General features: G+C 45.3%; 14 protein-coding genes. 11 read left to right on the top strand and 3 right to left on the bottom strand.

Going from position 1 to position 16,677, the window contains the following annotated elements:
* The first annotated feature begins 182 nt into the window (after positions 1-182).
* The 3 genes from BGP75_RS15200 (at position 183) to BGP75_RS15190 (ending at position 4,147) form a co-directional block, all read left to right on the top strand.
* The gene (locus BGP75_RS15200; protein ID WP_076719685.1) at positions 183-1,679 is read left to right on the top strand and encodes a sensor domain-containing diguanylate cyclase; all 1,497 of its coding nucleotides are present in this window, start codon (positions 183-185) and stop codon (positions 1,677-1,679) included.
* 268 nt (positions 1,680-1,947) lie between these two features.
* A complete protein-coding gene (locus BGP75_RS15195; RefSeq protein ID WP_076719684.1) occupies positions 1,948-3,348 on the top strand; it encodes a hypothetical protein in 1,401 nt (466 codons plus the stop codon).
* Between the two features lie 169 nt (positions 3,349-3,517).
* Entirely contained in the window at positions 3,518-4,147 is a 630-nt protein-coding gene (locus BGP75_RS15190) for a hypothetical protein (RefSeq protein ID WP_076719683.1), read from the top strand.
* A 691-nt stretch (positions 4,148-4,838) separates the two neighbouring features.
* Here BGP75_RS15190 and BGP75_RS15185 read toward each other — a convergent pair.
* The 3 genes from BGP75_RS15185 to BGP75_RS15175 form a co-directional block, all read right to left on the bottom strand.
* On the bottom strand, positions 4,839-6,284 hold the full coding sequence (locus BGP75_RS15185) for a nickel-dependent hydrogenase large subunit (protein WP_076719682.1): 1,446 nt from the start codon (positions 6,282-6,284) through the stop codon (positions 4,839-4,841).
* A 62-nt stretch (positions 6,285-6,346) separates the two neighbouring features.
* Positions 6,347-7,351, bottom strand: a complete 1,005-nt coding sequence (locus BGP75_RS15180; RefSeq protein WP_233152938.1) for a HupU protein — start codon at positions 7,349-7,351, stop codon at positions 6,347-6,349.
* 2 nt (positions 7,352-7,353) lie between these two features.
* The gene (locus BGP75_RS15175; protein ID WP_076719681.1) at positions 7,354-8,673 is read right to left on the bottom strand and encodes a sensor histidine kinase; all 1,320 of its coding nucleotides are present in this window, start codon (positions 8,671-8,673) and stop codon (positions 7,354-7,356) included.
* Positions 8,674-9,017: 344 nt separating this feature from the next.
* On the opposite strand from BGP75_RS15175, the gene BGP75_RS15170 reads away from it, so the two are divergent.
* The 8 genes from BGP75_RS15170 (at position 9,018) to BGP75_RS15135 (ending at position 16,652) form a co-directional block, all read left to right on the top strand.
* Positions 9,018-9,482 (top strand): hypothetical protein, encoded by a 465-nt coding sequence (locus BGP75_RS15170; protein ID WP_076719680.1) that lies wholly within the window; start codon positions 9,018-9,020, stop codon positions 9,480-9,482.
* A gap of 78 nt (positions 9,483-9,560) precedes the next feature.
* The gene (locus BGP75_RS15165; protein WP_076719679.1) at positions 9,561-11,069 is read left to right on the top strand and encodes a hypothetical protein; all 1,509 of its coding nucleotides are present in this window, start codon (positions 9,561-9,563) and stop codon (positions 11,067-11,069) included.
* A gap of 19 nt (positions 11,070-11,088) precedes the next feature.
* On the top strand, positions 11,089-11,706 hold the full coding sequence (locus tag BGP75_RS15160) for a hypothetical protein (protein ID WP_233152937.1): 618 nt from the start codon (positions 11,089-11,091) through the stop codon (positions 11,704-11,706).
* 207 nt (positions 11,707-11,913) lie between these two features.
* The gene (locus tag BGP75_RS15155) at positions 11,914-12,276 is read left to right on the top strand and encodes a roadblock/LC7 domain-containing protein (protein ID WP_076719677.1); all 363 of its coding nucleotides are present in this window, start codon (positions 11,914-11,916) and stop codon (positions 12,274-12,276) included.
* Positions 12,277-12,434: 158 nt separating this feature from the next.
* The gene (locus BGP75_RS15150; protein WP_076719676.1) at positions 12,435-13,259 is read left to right on the top strand and encodes a PleD family two-component system response regulator; all 825 of its coding nucleotides are present in this window, start codon (positions 12,435-12,437) and stop codon (positions 13,257-13,259) included.
* 220 nt (positions 13,260-13,479) lie between these two features.
* Positions 13,480-13,839, top strand: coding sequence for a response regulator (locus tag BGP75_RS15145; RefSeq protein WP_076719675.1), 360 nt, complete (start codon positions 13,480-13,482; stop codon positions 13,837-13,839).
* Positions 13,840-14,148: 309 nt separating this feature from the next.
* Positions 14,149-14,634 (top strand): chemotaxis protein CheW, encoded by a 486-nt coding sequence (locus BGP75_RS15140; protein ID WP_076719674.1) that lies wholly within the window; start codon positions 14,149-14,151, stop codon positions 14,632-14,634.
* A gap of 107 nt (positions 14,635-14,741) precedes the next feature.
* A complete protein-coding gene (locus BGP75_RS15135; RefSeq protein ID WP_076719673.1) occupies positions 14,742-16,652 on the top strand; it encodes a methyl-accepting chemotaxis protein in 1,911 nt (636 codons plus the stop codon).
* The last annotated feature ends 25 nt before the right edge of the window (positions 16,653-16,677 follow it).

Genomic DNA, 16,677 nt, shown 5'->3' with positions numbered 1-16,677 from the left:
CTTTCAGATTGTTAACGTTCCATCAAGACAATATATCCAACTGATAGAATCGCTTTGTTAATAAATGTCCAGAGTAACCCTGCACAGATCAATCCAACAGACTCGTAACAAAAACCCAGTAGTACCGAAGATAACTCTTAATCCCGTCCAGCCCTGTTATTGCTGCGGACAGAGGGCAATAGATGCAGTCACAGAAATTACGTCAGGCAATTCTAGAGCGACTAAGCCAACGAACCCTGCTATTAGGCATTCTTCTTTCATTGGCGGTGCTGGTGAGTTCTGCTTTGTATCTTTACGAAAAGCGCCAATCCATCCTCGCCGAAGAAATCCAGAACGCAAATCGATTTAACAGCCTTCTTCTTGAGCAGACCGCTCGTATTTACGATAGCGTTGATCTTCTGCTACGAGCGACTGTCACCAAACTCGAAGATGGAAGGTTTCTGGCGAATAATACCGAGCGAGGGCTCTATGAACTACTCAACTCCTACATTACGGGGATGCCACACATCAAGGCACTCTCTGTCCTCGATTCTACCGGAAACCCTCTGGCGACAACATTTCGTTACCCTACCTCCCGGCCCAATTTTTCAGAAAGGGGCTATTTCCGTACCCTGAAGAATGACCCCAGCCTGGGGATGTATATAGATGTTCCGGTGAGGCGCAGAAGTAACGAGAATCAATGGCTACTGAATGTTGCCAGGCGACTGCCCGCGCACGATGGTAGCTTTGGTGGGGTGGTAGTTGTCTCATTGGTACCGGAATATTTCAGCTCATTCTACGATTCGTTAAAGTTGGAAGAAGGAAGCTATGTCAGCCTACTGCGCGAGGACTCCACCCTATTGATGCGTCACCCGGCTAAAGACGAGAGTATCGGAAAAGTCTTTGGGCGAAACCCTGCAATCCAACCATTTCTGAAGCAACGACTGCCACAAACCTCGTTGCGTATGTACAGTCATATATCAAAGACAAATGTGCTTGTGAACTGCCGTTTTGCCAAAATACACCCCATCTATGTCTGTGCCAGCACAATGGAAAATAGCCTTCTGGGAGATTGGAAGCGAGATTTAATCAGCATTGGGGCCATATCCTCTCTCATCTGCGTTATCATCATGACCCTATTTATTCTGCTATCTAAACAGCTCCAAAGTCGTGAGGCCATGGCGGCAGAGCTGGTACAAAAAAACCGAGATCTCGACCTTTTATCCAAGACAGACCACCTGACTGGTATCGCAAACCGAAATTTTATAGAAACCAGAATTAAGGAACTGATTAGTAATTCCAAGCGATATGAACGCCCCTTTTCGGTGATACTAATTGATATTGACCACTTCAAGAGTATTAACGATACCTATGGGCACAGTGTTGGAGATCGTGTACTTATAGAGTTCAGCAATACTCTGAGTAAACGTATTCGTGATACCGACTTAGCTGGACGCTGGGGCGGAGAAGAGTTTCTGATCATCTGCAACGAGTCTGATAGTAATGGAGCAACTCAGCTGGCAGAAGAACTGCGAAGCGTTATCGAAAACAATAACTTCGGCCTTCAGGCCCCAGTAACATCCAGTTTTGGTGTCAGCCAATACAGGCAAAATGAGAGGTCCGAAGAGCTGTTTAGGCGAGTGGATGAATTACTCTATACAGCCAAAGACAGTGGCCGAAATAGAGTTGTTTCAGGATAAAGGGATAAAGCACTCGAACAAATCATGCCACTCAGATACCAGGCCAGAACCGCAGCCTGCTGGTGGCCCTGTCCCGGATCACCAACTAAATCCCCACCTGCGATCACTCGACAGGCTCTAATACTAAAATAGCGCTAATACTAAGTAGCGTTTTTAGCAGCGCTTTTTGGGGCAGGCGATACAGCCCGATGATTAAGTTAATATTCAGGTACTTGCAATTACTCTTACCCGAATGAGTCAATCAAACACAGACACGATAGGACACAGAATGGGCCGGGCTTTACTTTCACTACTGATTATTTTCACTCTGCTTGCTTCAGGTTGCGCTCATCGACGATTTATTAATGCCGGTGATGACTACCTGTCACTAGGTAAATACCAACAGGCGATAGATCAGTATCAACAAGCCTCCTATGAAAAGCCCGGGGACGCAAAGACACAAGAAAAGCTATATCAGGCTAAAGCATTGTTTGATGATTGGTTAGATGACGTTGCTGAAGCAGCAAGGCAAGCAGAACAGAATCAACTTTTTGGAAAAGCACAATTACTCTACGCCAAACTGGCTGAACATCGACAAAAGCTCAAAAACCGGAAAATAGCATCTCAGCTACGCCAACAGAATATTGATGATTTCGGATTACGAATCAAGCTGGACATCAGCCAACCACAGCTATATCCCTCATTGGGTCAACAATTTAACAACATTAACCTCATTGACAAGTATGACGACAAACGTGGCAACGAAGTCTATCTGAGCTTTTCATTGGCAAAAATCAACTTTATTACTCAGAAATACGTCAAGATTGAAAGCAAACAATATATTGACTCATATAACAGAATTCTGAATCCAGAATATCGAGATATCCAACAGGATATCCTTGATTTACGAGAAGAGACAAAAAACTTACGAGGTAAGCTGGAAAGACAGGAGCAACGAAAAACAGAGCAACAACAGCAACTATTACTCTTAGAAAAGGACTGGAAGATAGCTCTGCTCACAAACCAGAATCAAACAGAGAACACCTCTTCTTACTACAGCAAAAGAAAGATATTGTCCGAGATTAAAAACAAATCACTCAAATTACAGCAAGAGATATCAGACGCTGGGAGCAGAATATCCAGACGTAAACGGGATATAGCAGAGAATGAGAGAGAGCTTGATGATTTATTTTATGACTTGCATGATATTCCTGAATTAGTTGATATTCCTGTTTATGCAGATTATCAATACCCCGTTGAAACAGTCACTCAAATTGCAAAATCACACCTGGAAATCACTATTTGCAAAGGAGCTGATTCAAAATTTTACCGTCAGCAGGACGTTCAGATAAAAAACATCGACAAGAGTCATCCATCACACAGCTTGATAGCTCTTAAGGCAGACCCTCTATTATTGAAAAATGACTCGGAACTAACAAAAATGCTGAACAAAAAAGTACAAGAGGAAATCATATACGTGATAAACAATGAGATTAATCAATATCAACAAACACTGATAACACAAGCCCACAACGAATATGATCCCAGGTTACAACTAGATCAATGGTTAATCGCCGGAATCATCAGCAAACAAGGCTTACCGGGGCATATTCGCAACATAGTGCGCCATCAATTATCAGAGGAGCTTGGTCAAGGAGGTGTGTTTAATATTAATGATCTTCTAAACTAAAGTCAGTTGACTGGAAGTCAAAAGGGCCTGATACCTTATCCTCCTTTGAACGGAATAGCTATTATACAATGAGAAGAACTATGATATGCCGAATACAAAACGATAAAGTGCAGATACTGGAAAATACTGCTTACTGGTTTTTAGTTACCTATTTTATGGAATAGCTTTCGTGTTTGCGTCAATTTTTCTGTATGTGTATTGGAATGACTTTCCTGAAGGCTCCACATGGGCCAAAATCATAATTGGCAGTGCATTTATCTTGGCCTCTGCAGCTTGCTTTCGACATTTAATACAAGATTTTAACCGCGTTCGAAAAGATGGTGGCTTCTTGACATGCGAATTAGGCCAGCACGGGATACAAATTGCGAAGCAACCCTATGCAAAAACTGAGTACTATCCTTGGGAACTTGTAGAAGAGATATGTACTTGTGAGGTTATTAAAACAATAGGCAGCGACACTATTCTTACCTGGAATAACATCAAGATAAACGGTGATGGCGATGGTGGAGCAACACCTAATCTTAGCACTACGATAGAAGATAGAATCAGAACATCTCACAGAGCATTAATTGTTTTTATAAAATCAAACGCAAACAAAAAAAATAAAAACTTTTTCTATAGACTTAAAAATAGAATCATGAGGTCACCAACAGGGAGGTACTACACCTACACTTCCTTTCCAAGCCCAGGAAATGAAGTTAGAGATAAGATTAATTTTTTGTTAAAAGATAAAGTATTAGTAAATAGCTACAACGAGGTAAACTTTGACTATCACTTAGAAAAAGAGTCGTACCATTAGTCTATGTTTTATATCCAGAACCTGATTAACAATATGAAAACTGTTAAACTGAATTAGCTCAGGCTAGATCGGAAATATCAATCTTGTAAAAGAGAGAGTTACCCGTATAAATCCCCATAGATTTTCCTTTTAGTCCCTGTAAGTAATTAACCGCTTATGTTCATTGTTCTCTTTTGTAATATTAAATTTGTCAGAAACACTATAGCAAAGCTATCGCAGTCAACACTATCTCCCAGTTTTGATCCTGATAGATTGTGTTTAGCCATAGCTAGGTTGTGACGCTTCTAGTTTGATGGAAACTATTTCTGCCTATTCTATAGTTCATGTTCATAACTAAAGGTAATATTCCTTCATCATTCTGATGACAACGTATTCCGTGAACTCAACTCCCTTGCCCAGTCATCTCGTAACTACTGGACGGTTCGTTAAAACTATCGGATTAATTAGCTCAACTCTATGCAAACAAAGGTAAGCGGAGTTAGATTAATAGATTTCTGACGGGACATTGAACACCAGATACCAAATGCTTTTATTTTGAGGTGTTTTACATATTTAGTTGGTCTGAGATCCTGGCAAACCTGTACAAAAATGCAAAGAGACCTTAGATTTCACCGCCAACGTTCCAGCATTTTCATAGAGGATTTTGAAACAACTTTATCCAGTTAATATATTGATTTTAAATACTTATTATTTAATGCACCGTGCAAACCATACAGGGATCGAACGACCTGATAATATGCTGCATCATCAGTTTCCCTTGAGGACTGTCATACTCCAGTCCTTTTAGCGCATATTCCAATGGCCCTGGCTGGCCCTGATTGTCTCGCGGGGAGAAGTTCCAGCTGGTGGGGGCGATCAACTGGTAGTTTGAGATAATGCCATTTTCCACAGAAAGCCAGTGGCCTAAGGCCCCCCTTGCCGCTTCAGAAAGCCCGACTCCCTGCCCTTTTTTGGGTAGTTTAGTTTGGTTGCAAAAGGCTTCAGCGGGTTTTATCTGGCCTATCCAGTTTTCTATTTGAATAACCAGTTTGGCTAGTTCCATTAATCGGAGGACAATTCGGTTATGGATGTTACTTCCGCTAGCATTCACAAGTTCAGAAGCCAACGCATCTTTGGCCAGAAACTGTCGTGCGATGGAGCCGGTTTCGATGGCTTTCCCCTCATAACGGGGGGCTTTACACCAGGTGTACGCATCCTGCTTTTCTGCATAGGGTTCAGTCAGTCCTTCTGAAGGGTGCTGTTGGTCACCGATTAACCAGGCTGAATCAAGGTGCTCGCTGATCTGTTTGGTGTCCACTGATTTTCGCTGATTATCAATATACGTTCCTCCGGAATAAACTTCCGTACCAGCCACATTAAATGCAGGGTAAGCTAAAAAATGATTGTAGCTGCTCCCTGCTTTTTGCAGATCCAGAGACTCGGAAATTGCTAAAAACAAAGCAAAGTCTGAACGCTCTTCAGCATGTTCCTGCTGCCAGCGATTGAGTGCATTTACCGAATCCAGAGCACCAATATTTTCCAAGCGATCGCCAAACAGAACTGACTCAAGAAAAGCACGAAAACCAGTAACGATACCCTTCAATTTCAGCTGTTCGGATAGCGTAACGGTTTTGCTGACACCTCCCGGTTGAAACACCAGACTATGAGGCCACTTACCGGCCAGAATTCCCATAATGTGAAGAAACTCAGCTCTTGCTTTCAACATTGCAGAGTGACGCTCCCCCTGAATGGCGGTAAAGCGCTGCGCTGCCAGCTTTGACCAGGACTCAGCGTTGTAGGCTGAATCACTGAAATCCGGCATAAAGAATAGATAAAAATGGGTCAACAGATCAGTTACCACTTCGGTTGCCAGGATTATATTGGTCACTCGCTCACCATTAGCTGGCATCTGCACCTGAGCTAGATCAGCAATCGCTCTGGCAGAGGCCACGGACTGGGAAACGGAGCAGATCCCGCAAATTCTGGGGGTGATAGCCAGAGCATCCATTGGGTTCTTCCCCGTCAACAGGTTCTCAAAACCACGGTAGAGTGTTGACTTGACATAAGCCGCCTCAATTCGCCCCTGGGATAGTTCCAACTGAACTTCCAGCTCCCCTTCTACCCGATTAACGGGACCTAGCGTGATTTTTCGAACCATTTTCTTCGATCGCTTTTTATTATGATTAAAGGCTTAAAGTGTGGTGAACTGCCTTAGGGAACCTATCTTTTCTTTTTGTAAATTTGCGGGACTATTTTCAGTTTTTCACTGGTTGCGTTTTCTTTCAAACGCTTTGGTGTTGCAGCCTTTGAAAGTGAAGACAAGGCGATAAACCAGGCTTTGGGCATATCCGTAGGTAAACCGACAGGTATGCCTGCTACCTTGGGGGTTTCGTAGAATGGGTGGCCCGGTTCCTCAAATTCTGGAGCCGTACAATTAATACAGGGATATCCGGCTTTGGGACAGGAGCCGTGACCATTCCATAGACGGATATTGCAGTCAGCATGGGCCTGGGTAGCCTGACAGCCAAGATTTTCCATCAGGCAACCGGATTGGGCAGGCTTTTCAGCACTGGCTTTGTATTCGTAAAACTCATTACGCGGACAACCATGGTGCACCAGATGTTCGGTATAAAACCGAGGACGGTTAAATTCATCCAGTTGGGCAGTATCCAGCAGATTCAAGGCAATGGCTTGCAGGCTATGCAAGACCCACTCAGGATGGGTGGGACAGCCAGAGATATTAATCACCGGCATCGCCATACCACTACGAAAGTCACTCCCCAGAAAACCGCCAGCCTGTTCACCCAGGTATTGCAACCCTTTAGCCTCTGCGGGGTTATTATTGCTGCGATTGAAGCCCCCAAAAGCGGAGCAGCTTCCGACCGCAACCACATGAGCCGCCTTCCCTGCCAAAAGCTCAATGACTTCCATCATCGGTTGATCGCTGCCAGATAGCAGGTGAAAGCGTCCGGTTCCATCGGGACCTGTCATCACCGCCCCTTCAAGACAGAGTATATCAAGCGGGGTCTTACCGTTTGAGATCTGTTCTATCCATTCCAGCAAACCAGGATTGTTATTACCGGACAGGGACGCATGCCATAACAGATTAATCCCATAGGATTCCAACGCTTCAAACAGCGTCGGTTGTTCCGCAGCCAAAAGCGACATGGTACAGCCACCACAACCACCCGACTGTAACCACAACAGATTAAGTGTTTTGCTCACAGCTATTGCCTCCCGCCATTCAAGGGTAGTTGCAAAGTAAATACCGCTCCGTTGCCTGCTGGATGGTTAGCAGCGGTTAATTGCCCCCCATGATCCCGAACAAAGCTGTAACTCAGAGACAGTCCGAGCCCTGTTCCTTTGCCTGTCTCCTTAGTAGTTATAAAGGGCTCAAACACCTGTGGCAGAATTGATTCATCAATACCTGGACCATTATCCTGAATCGTCACCGTAACATTCTTGTCATCACTTGTTACGTTAATCCAGAGTTCCGGTTTGGCGTCATTTTCAATAGCATCAAGGGAATTCTGTACAAGATTCATCAGCACCTGATGAATTCGCCCAGGGTGACCAACAACTTCCAGAGCATTCGGCATATTACAATGAGTCTGCAATGGGTGCTCTTTTACCACCCAGCGCAGGGTGGTGTTTATAATATGAATTAAATCAAAAGGTCGGAATTCCTGAGTTTGGCCCGAAGAGAACTGGCGTAAGTCCATCACTATATCGCGAACCCGCTCTACTCCCTCCATCGTGCCATCCAGCAAGGAAGGCAAATCCCTGAGAATCTTTTCAATTTTCAATGTTTGTCGACTATCAATCACAGACTGGGGCAATTCGGTCTGTTGGATCTGTGCCAGAAACTCCGTCAATCGTTTACAGTAATCGGCCAGGGCATGGGTATTTCCATAAATAAAACTGATCGGGTTATTCAGCTCATGGGCCACACCGGCAACCAATCGACCCAACGAAGCCATCTTCTCAGAATTAACCAATTGTTCCTGTGTCAGCTTAAGCTCTCTATGGCTTTGCTCGAGCCTCACATAGGCACGACGTAACTCACCGACTTCACGACCAATCAACACCATCCCCTGGACCTGCTGATTGCTGTCCAACAAACGGCTGCAATTAATCACCAACGGCAACTCTTCGACAGGATGGCAGAGAGTCACTTCCTTCTGACTGAACTCCTTATGCTGTTTAATAAGAGACAACACTGGCTGATCTTCCACAGCAAACAGGCTGTAGATGTCCAAACCGCTGATCTGATCGGCATCCAGGCCCGTTACCTGCTCCAGAGAACTATTGTGCTGAATGACCTTACCGGACAGATCCGTTACCAACAGTACTTCCGTCATTGCCCGCTGAACGCTTGAAATCAGTTGATTAACTTCCTCAAGTTCACGGTTCTTCTGTTCCAGCTCGACCTGATAGCTAATCAGATTGGAGTAAACCTGTTCCATTTGCTGGATCACTTCCACCCAAGCCGCCTCAGTCATCTGCTTGGCATCTAATTCAGTGACAGGTGGAGCTTCCGATGACATAGATGTTTTCCTGAAAGCAAGAAGTCTGATGAGGTGAAACCGATCAGCTTCTGATGGGTCCAACGGGACAAAAAGACAGGTGTTTACCAAGGCTAGTCCGAAAGTGGTAGCAATAACGATCCGGACAATCTATGGAAGCACTTTAGCAACCACTTGCAACTCTCTCACAGTACTGATGAAACCTAGTCTCCCGATTATCTAACGAGTTTCATCAGCCATCAATAATAAACCTCATCCTTTTTGACTTTTTATTACTTATTACTATTTTTATATGTCTTTTTTATGCTAATGTTGACCGAAAATTAGAATAATAAAATAACAATCTGCGCTTGAAGGAGGAATCAATGGAGGGCACCAGTACGTCTGTAAGCAGCAATGACTTACCTATTACTATCAACGAGTTCGCAGTAGACCGAATCCAGGCTGCCTTCGAGGCGCAGGAACAAAACTCACTGATCTACTCCGGTCGTTTCAACGAACAAAATTTATATCACGTGACCCGTATGGTGGCGACTTCGCCGAACTGCCTGCTATCTCACGTACGACGAATATTTCTGTCGATAGACTGCAAGAATCGTCTCGCAGTTATCGGGGCATTCGTCGATCTGTTCCTAGTGCTCAAGGGCCGGGGAAAGATGCTGTTTGAGCGTCTGCTGAAGCTTGCTGTTTCGGTTCTGGGAAGCCGACTAATGAGTACATTAGAACGGACCTTTCTCAGCGATGATATACAGCGAGTAATGAGATTGCCCCTTGGTCACTCAGTGCTGGTTAATGGTCGAGCTGGTACTATTTTCCATATCCAGCACTGACCTGAAAACCAGGAAATACAAGACGGAACGAACTAACTCAGATGGAACGAAATAACTGATTTGGATGGATACTCTCGCGTGATAGGAAGCCCCCTGCGGATTGCTTTAGTTGGATTTAGTGGCTCTGCCCTTGCCTCGCTGGAGCTGTTTCTGAACCGCCAGAAACAACAATATGAAGTCACGACAGACAGTGTTGCTGATGCTCTCATCTACAACGCCGATCAGCCGGTGTCGCTCGAAAAACAGCAGCTGGAATATCGTAAAAAATATGATAAACCGGGGATCGTGGTGTCAATCAAAGACATCTCCTGGCCCGGAACGGTTGCACTGAAAAAACCCTATTCAATGGCATCGCTTGACTCTGCCTTACAAGCGCTGGTCAGCCAAATGTCTATTGGTAGTGATTCACCCTACTATGCTGATGAGAAAACCCAGCAAAGCCTGGAAGATGTAGTTGCGGCCTATCGCCGCAGTATCCAGCGAGGCAGTGGTGAATACAACGATGAGCTAACGCAAATCAAGCTCCAAACCACTCGACGCAAAACATTCCAGGAAAAACTCCTCGCACGCAAGCACACAGCCGAACAGAACATTAAGCAGTTCAAACTCGGTATGTCTGATGAGCTTCACACCATCTCGCCAGGCGAGGAAAAGACAGATGAAGAAATTCTGACGACACTGGAGCTGCTGCCTGAAGATGAGACCTCAGAGACCGATAATATCGCAGCTAACGTCTCTGAAGACACTTTCGCGACAGCAAGTACACAACAGCCTGATGGGGACTCGTCAGCCAGCCCTGAAGATATTATGACAACCACTGAGGCTCTGATTGCTGAGCAGTCTCATGGAAAAGATCAAGACTCCTTAGAGTCGCTACCAACTATCACCGCCGTCGAACCTGAAGAGGTGACAATCAGCCTGCTCCCGGCAACCGAGCAACAGATCGAAGACTGCTGCGGGCATGCTGCCGATGTGAATCTCAACAATCCAAGCCTGCGTCGACGTTTATATTTCAACTCTGAAGGCCAACTGCTTGCGCTGGTGTCGGCTGCGATTCAGAGATCTCATGCAGAGAACAGCTCCGTGGCGGTGATAGGCCTATCCAACAAGCATCTGGAATATCACCCGGACTACGGTCAGTTCTACTCAAATATTGATTTTGATGTGCTGCTGCAAATGACCCAGGTGCGCTTTCGCTTTGGTGAATTACAGCTGCAGCATGTGAGTGATAAAGACAGAGTACTGCACGAAACAGATTTCGTTCATTATCCAGCCAATCAGTTACTCTGGAAAATCGCCTGCTGGAGTTCCCGGGGCCGTTTAATTGATGGTGTCGATCTGGACACTCGCTATCAATTGCTCCAGGCCCCTGATAGAAGCGTTTTGATTGGATTGCCCTTTACTGAAGAAATGATTGAACTATGGCAAAAGGAACCGCTGACTGCGCAGCAAGTCATGGACCAGCTACAGGCTCCTCAGCGCTATGTGTTTCCTTTTATGACTGCGGCCTGGGTACTAGGCTGGTTACGAAAGCCAAAACCAGAGACAAATGAATACCCCTCATCAATAATCAGCGCGCTAAGTTAGGAATGACTGGAGATTTATAGTGGCACTTGAATTCATAAAAATCAGCTCTAGTGGGGCCTACTACGCTACCCTAAGTGATGAACCGGACGACGCTCGCGCCCTGTTGCTGCAACTGCTACACGCCGATGCCAGCTACCCTTATTCTGATCAGCTAATCATGGATCTTACGGGAGAAAGCCAAGCCGTTTCCGAGCGCTTATTCCAATCGCTGCTTGACCGGGGGCTGGTTGAATTGGTGCCCAAGCCCATCGTTCTCGTCAACCAGTCTCTGGAACGGACACTACCGGATTTGCTGCCTCGCCTGAGTTCTCAAGGCAAGGTCATATTGGCAGACGATCAAGGCTTCTGTCTTGGTAATGTCGGTTATGAAGAGGAGCACGCAGAGCAACTGGCTGCTTTATCAGCCGATATCATGTCTTTGCATCTACGGCACAAACATTTGCTTAACCAGGAACTCAACTTAATGGGTGAGTCCTGGGCGTTGGTTGATCCTCTCGGGCAGAGTCAACTGGGTGTTTGGGTTTTCCAGTTTTCAAAGAAACGCTTTGTACTGCTACTGGAGGGAATACCCAAATTAAATGACTCCGCTTTTGTATATCTGATCGGAGCACTTGCACGGCGTTACTTAGAAGACTAGGTGACTAATGACAAGCTACGTTAAAAGATTTTAATACAAACGGTTTATACCGATTAATACAAGAATAAATAGAACCGGAACAGACTTTAAGCTCACATATACCTAAAGCCTGATCTCTGACAAAGACGCCGTGAAACAGCTGCCTTAGAATCAAAGAGGCATCGAGGCAAAACTGGCAAAAAGACAATAAAAGGAAGAGAAAAGATTATGCGCTCAGAACTGCTAACTTCTATCCTAAGCGATCTAAATGGCTCCTCTGCTGACATTGAAGCCTCCGCAATTATTTCTACTGAAGGATTGATGATCGCCAGCCTACTCGCAGTGAACATGGACGAAGAACGCGTGGGAGCCATGAGTGCCGCCATGCTCTCTTTGGGCGAACGCACCGCCAGCGAACTGGAAAGAGGCGAGCTGGAGCAAGTACTGGTTAAAGGCAAGCAAGGGTATATCCTGATGTCTCACGCTAACAGTGATTCAGTCTTAACAGTCATTGTTAAACCTTCTGCACGACTGGGTCTTATATTTCTTGATGTAAACCGGGCCGCTGAGGCTATCAGCAAAATACTTTAGGATCTTAGGCGACTGTAAACTTTTAGTAGAGTGATAAGCTTTTAATAGTAAAACAATTAAAAATAAGAGCATTTGTATTGCTCCATGTCACTCTAACTGAAGGTAGGAAATGGTAGATTACACTCCTAATCCAGACAGTATTTGGAGCAGGTTCTCATATGAAAATAGCAGCCTATGGATTTGCAGAGGATCAAGGTAAGAAGCTCGGTAGAATTTTAAAACTATCGCGTACGAATCCCTACTGTCTGGTCGATTTTGATCCAAACAGTCTTCCGGATTTGCTGTTGGTCTTTGGGGAGGAACAGTTCCAACAGCCCCCCATTGCGGAGCTCCCTCCAAGCTTCCAGTCACGCCTTATCCTCGTAGGTAAAAAGAAACCAACCACTACTGACCGGCCACATATTGGCTATCCACTGATATCTTCCCGCGTATTAAGCGCACTGGATCGACTCACCTCAGCCAATGAGGAGTTTTTTCAACAGGAAACAACGGCTGAAATAAAAGAGCAGGATAATCAGTACGAAAAATACGTCGAGCAAGCCGTTCAGCAGCAAAACCAACCGCAAGCAGAAGAAAGTGCAAAATCAACGGGCTATCGCGTATTGGTGGTTGACGATAGCGTGCCTATGCAAAAAGCACTGGCGATCGAACTGAAGTCTCAGTTCGATCAGATAGAGATAGAATTTGCCGACGAGGGTCTTCAGGCACTGGATATGGTCCAGCAGAATCACTACGATTTTATCTTTTTGGACATAATGATGCCCGGCATTGACGGCTTCGAAACCTGTACACGTATGCGCAAGATAGAAGGGCTAAAGAAATTGCCCATCATTATGCTGTCGTCCAAAACCTCGCCATTGGACGAAGTGAAAGGGATAATGTCCGGCTCTTCCACTTACCTGACGAAACCCATTGATTCAGCAGAGTTTCAGAAAGTCATGGGCCGTATAACTAAATGGATAGATAACTTTGCCAGTGAATGAGGTAGATTATCTCTTGGCTCAATCATACTCGATGTTAAATATTCCTGTTTATCAATTGAAGAAACATGATATTTAATATACGACTGAAAAAACGGAAGATATTAACTGATATAGACAGCTTCCAATAAAAATCACCCCAAACAGGAACCTGCAGTAGATAGTTTCGACATAGATAAAAGGCTACATAGACATCCATATATCGATAGATGGTAAGAATATAATGAAGAAAATTTTAGTAGTGGAAGATGATCCGGTACAACAGCAGCGCATGTGTGACATCCTTAAGAATCTTGACGTGCTGCTTTCTGTTGCTGATAACGGCAGCAGCGCCGTTGAAAAAGCCCAGGCTGAACAACCAGATCTGATTCTGATGGATATAATCATGCCTGGTGTTGATGGCTACGCAGCCTGTCGCAGTATTACTACCGGAGAAACCACTAAGCAGATACCTGTGATTATCGTTTCGAGCAAAAATCAGGAGGCGGATAAAGTCTGGGCGCAATTGCAAGGAGCACAAGCTCTGGTAGGAAAACCCTATACGGAAGAAGAAATTCTGACTCAGGTTAAGGCTTTTTTATAGTTAAGGTATTTTTATAGCTCAGGTAGTCGTTCAGGCCAGCCATTTACAGCTAGCCAGCACTCTGCGGCAACGATCACTCAGAGTCGGTGCAAGCAGAGTTGGCAATAGCTGGGTTACTGAACCATGAATGACCGAACCAGAGTCAAACAAGATTTGGCTCTGGTTCACTGAGTTAAAACATGGGCTTACTGATGCGAATCAGTATTCGTCCTTACAGACCTCGGTCTTAAGGCGATATCGGTCATAAGATCGTATCGAACTTAAGGCAATACAGAATAACCACATAATAAAAAAGCAAGGAGCTCTCTTTTGGAACCACTACCTCTACCCGAGGAGATAACAGATCTGGTTGAAATTCGACACGGTTTCGAGGTTGGAGAGCACCGCTTTCTCATCCTTAAGGAAACCTTCTCGGAACTCACTACCCGCACTGAAATCTGTGCGATTCCCGATGCTCCTCGCTCATTTCTGGGATTTATCAATCACCGGGGCGAAACGGTACCGGTATTTAGTATACAGCGCCTTTTAGAACCGGATACTGATGCCGTCGGTCGCTGGATTCTGTTGATTGATCAAGGTTCCAAAACGGTTGGCATCCTTCTGGACAGTTACCCCCGAGGTCTTAGCGAGATTGAAGACGCTAACAATGCCTCCCCTGTTGAAGACAAGATAGTGGCACAATTTTGTGGCGATGCGTTCCAGCATCAGGGCGAGTTGTGGCGAGAATTTGACCATCATCGTTTCTGCGAATATGCAAAAAGGGAGTTTTCAGCTCCCAGGTTAAACAGTGGCTAATCAACTCCGACATAAGAAAATCGGCGCTCTCGGGCCGCTAAAAACAGCATTTACTCAGACATACCCTTATTACATAACGATTGTCATCCCAACGGAGGCTGCAGATCATGAGTCAAAGGTCTGAACTTTGGAACGTACGCACAACCACCAAGCTGACAATATCAGCTTTATTCATCCTGATTACTGCAGGTTTCATGGCATTCCTCTACGCAGAGCTGTTGAAGATTGGCGAGGACACTCAGGAGCGTAATAACAACTTAAACAGCCTGACCACCCACATCAACACGGTTCGAAGTAATATTCAGTGGGTGTTCTTCTACGAAAATGATCTTTTGTTAGAACAGGCTCAGGAAGATATAAACAGTTCAACCTACCTCTACAAAAAGAGAATCAACCTCAGTAACCGTAAGAACCGTTTAACAGATGCAAATACTGCACTGGTCAAACTGGAACAGTTTCTTCGCAGCGAAGAGGATAAACAGCTGACTGCAAGTTTACGCCAGGCACTTTCGGAACGCTTGCTCCGCCTGGAGGAAGAAGAAAAACGCAACAATGCCAAAGAAGAAGAAAAGCGCAATGCATCAACGGAAGAGACCTTAGCTAACGAAGATGGTCTGGAAATATTCCCGATGATTCTCGAAGAGGAATTACCCGCTGTCAGTGCAGACACCACTCTATTTGCGGTTGAAGTTAAATTGAGAGATTTGGAGAAACTCCGACTCGCCTATGCTGAAGCCGATAAGATAGAAGCGAATAACGCCATTGAAGAAAACGGCATATTGTTCCGAAATGCCATTGCCCTGTCACTGGCCGCACTCGTTGTTACTGCAGTCATCTTTAACAATGGTATCTTACACCCGGTTGAAACCTTGATGAAAACGATCAGACGAGTTCGAGAGGGTGACGCCGATGCTCGCACCGGTCTGAGAAGTAAGAACGAACTAGGCCAGCTGGGAATGGTTCTTGATGAGCTATTAGACGAAAAGAACACAGCTCTTCAGGAGAAAGAAGCTGAAAGTAACGCTCTTAACTCATCGGTAATTACCCTGATCCAAAACGTATTCCAGCTAAGTCAACGGGATCTGAGTATCCGGGTTCCAGTAGCAGAAGACATTACCGGTGCGGTATCGGACTCCATCAATCAGCTGGCAACCTCCATTGAAACCACTCTGAAGGATGTAATCAACGTATCTCAGCAGGTCGATAATGCCTCTTCACAGATTCGTTCCCAGACTGAAAAAGTACGTACTCACACCACCAGTGAACAAGAGGAAATAACTGAAACGCTTAAAGAACTTGAGTCGGTTATTAACGCCATGCAGCTCATCGCGCAGCTGGCCACTGTATCTCATACCACTTCCAAGCAGGCGATCAGCACATCAGAAACCGCTATGACCTCGGTATCCGAAACAATTAACAGTATCAACAATATTCGTCAGACTATTCACGAGGCTGAAAAGAGGATCAAGCGTCTCGGAGAACGTTCTCAGGAAATCGGTGGTATCGTTGGCTTGATCAACAATATTTCCGAGCGAACCCATATTCTGTCCCTTAACGCCAGTATGCACGCCGCATCAGCGGGTGAAGCAGGCCGAGGTCTGACGGTGGTTGTAGACGAGGTACAGCGACTGGCTGAAAACTCCCGTGAAGCAACCGCTGAAATCGAAACCCTGGTTAATAATATCCAGCTGGAAACCAGTGATACGATTCAGGTTATGAATACGGTAATCTCGGAAGTTGTCAACGGAACCCGCCTTGCGGAAGAAGCGGGTGAACGAATGGATGAAACCCGAACAGCTACAAACACCCTGGTAAAATCGGTAGTCCGGATAGCCAAGAGTGCCGTCAGCCAGGCAAAAGTCGCCAAGCAGTTGCACATACGTGCAACAAGTATCGAACAGTCCACCAGCATCACCAGCTCAGAAATGCTGCAACAGACAGAGCTATCCGAACAACTGGTAGGAGCAGCCCAAGAGCTGCAACAATCGGTCAGTGTATTTAAGCTGACCGGTTCTTGATCAAGCCTGAGATCTAACCGGTGAT

Source organism: Motiliproteus sp. MSK22-1, assembly GCF_001968815.1.
GTDB lineage: Bacteria > Pseudomonadota > Gammaproteobacteria > Pseudomonadales > Balneatricaceae > Motiliproteus.
Note: the sequence above shows the minus strand (reverse complement) of the source record. Positions and strands in the feature narration are given on the sequence as shown.

Bases quoted from the DNA above. Each gene is read 5' to 3' on its own strand.
- BGP75_RS15200 (WP_076719685.1), top strand. From the start codon at position 183: ATGCAGTCACAGAAATTACGTCAGGCAATTCTAGAGCGACTAAGCCAA.
- BGP75_RS15195 (WP_076719684.1), top strand. From the start codon at position 1,948: ATGGGCCGGGCTTTACTTTCACTACTGATTATTTTCACTCTGCTTGCT.
- BGP75_RS15185 (WP_076719682.1), bottom strand. From the start codon at position 6,284: ATGGTTCGAAAAATCACGCTAGGTCCCGTTAATCGGGTAGAAGGGGAG.
- BGP75_RS15175 (WP_076719681.1), bottom strand. From the start codon at position 8,673: ATGTCATCGGAAGCTCCACCTGTCACTGAATTAGATGCCAAGCAGATG.
- BGP75_RS15170 (WP_076719680.1), top strand. From the start codon at position 9,018: ATGGAGGGCACCAGTACGTCTGTAAGCAGCAATGACTTACCTATTACT.
- BGP75_RS15155 (WP_076719677.1), top strand. From the start codon at position 11,914: ATGCGCTCAGAACTGCTAACTTCTATCCTAAGCGATCTAAATGGCTCC.
- BGP75_RS15150 (WP_076719676.1), top strand. From the start codon at position 12,435: ATGAAAATAGCAGCCTATGGATTTGCAGAGGATCAAGGTAAGAAGCTC.
- BGP75_RS15145 (WP_076719675.1), top strand. From the start codon at position 13,480: ATGAAGAAAATTTTAGTAGTGGAAGATGATCCGGTACAACAGCAGCGC.
- BGP75_RS15135 (WP_076719673.1), top strand. From the start codon at position 14,742: ATGAGTCAAAGGTCTGAACTTTGGAACGTACGCACAACCACCAAGCTG.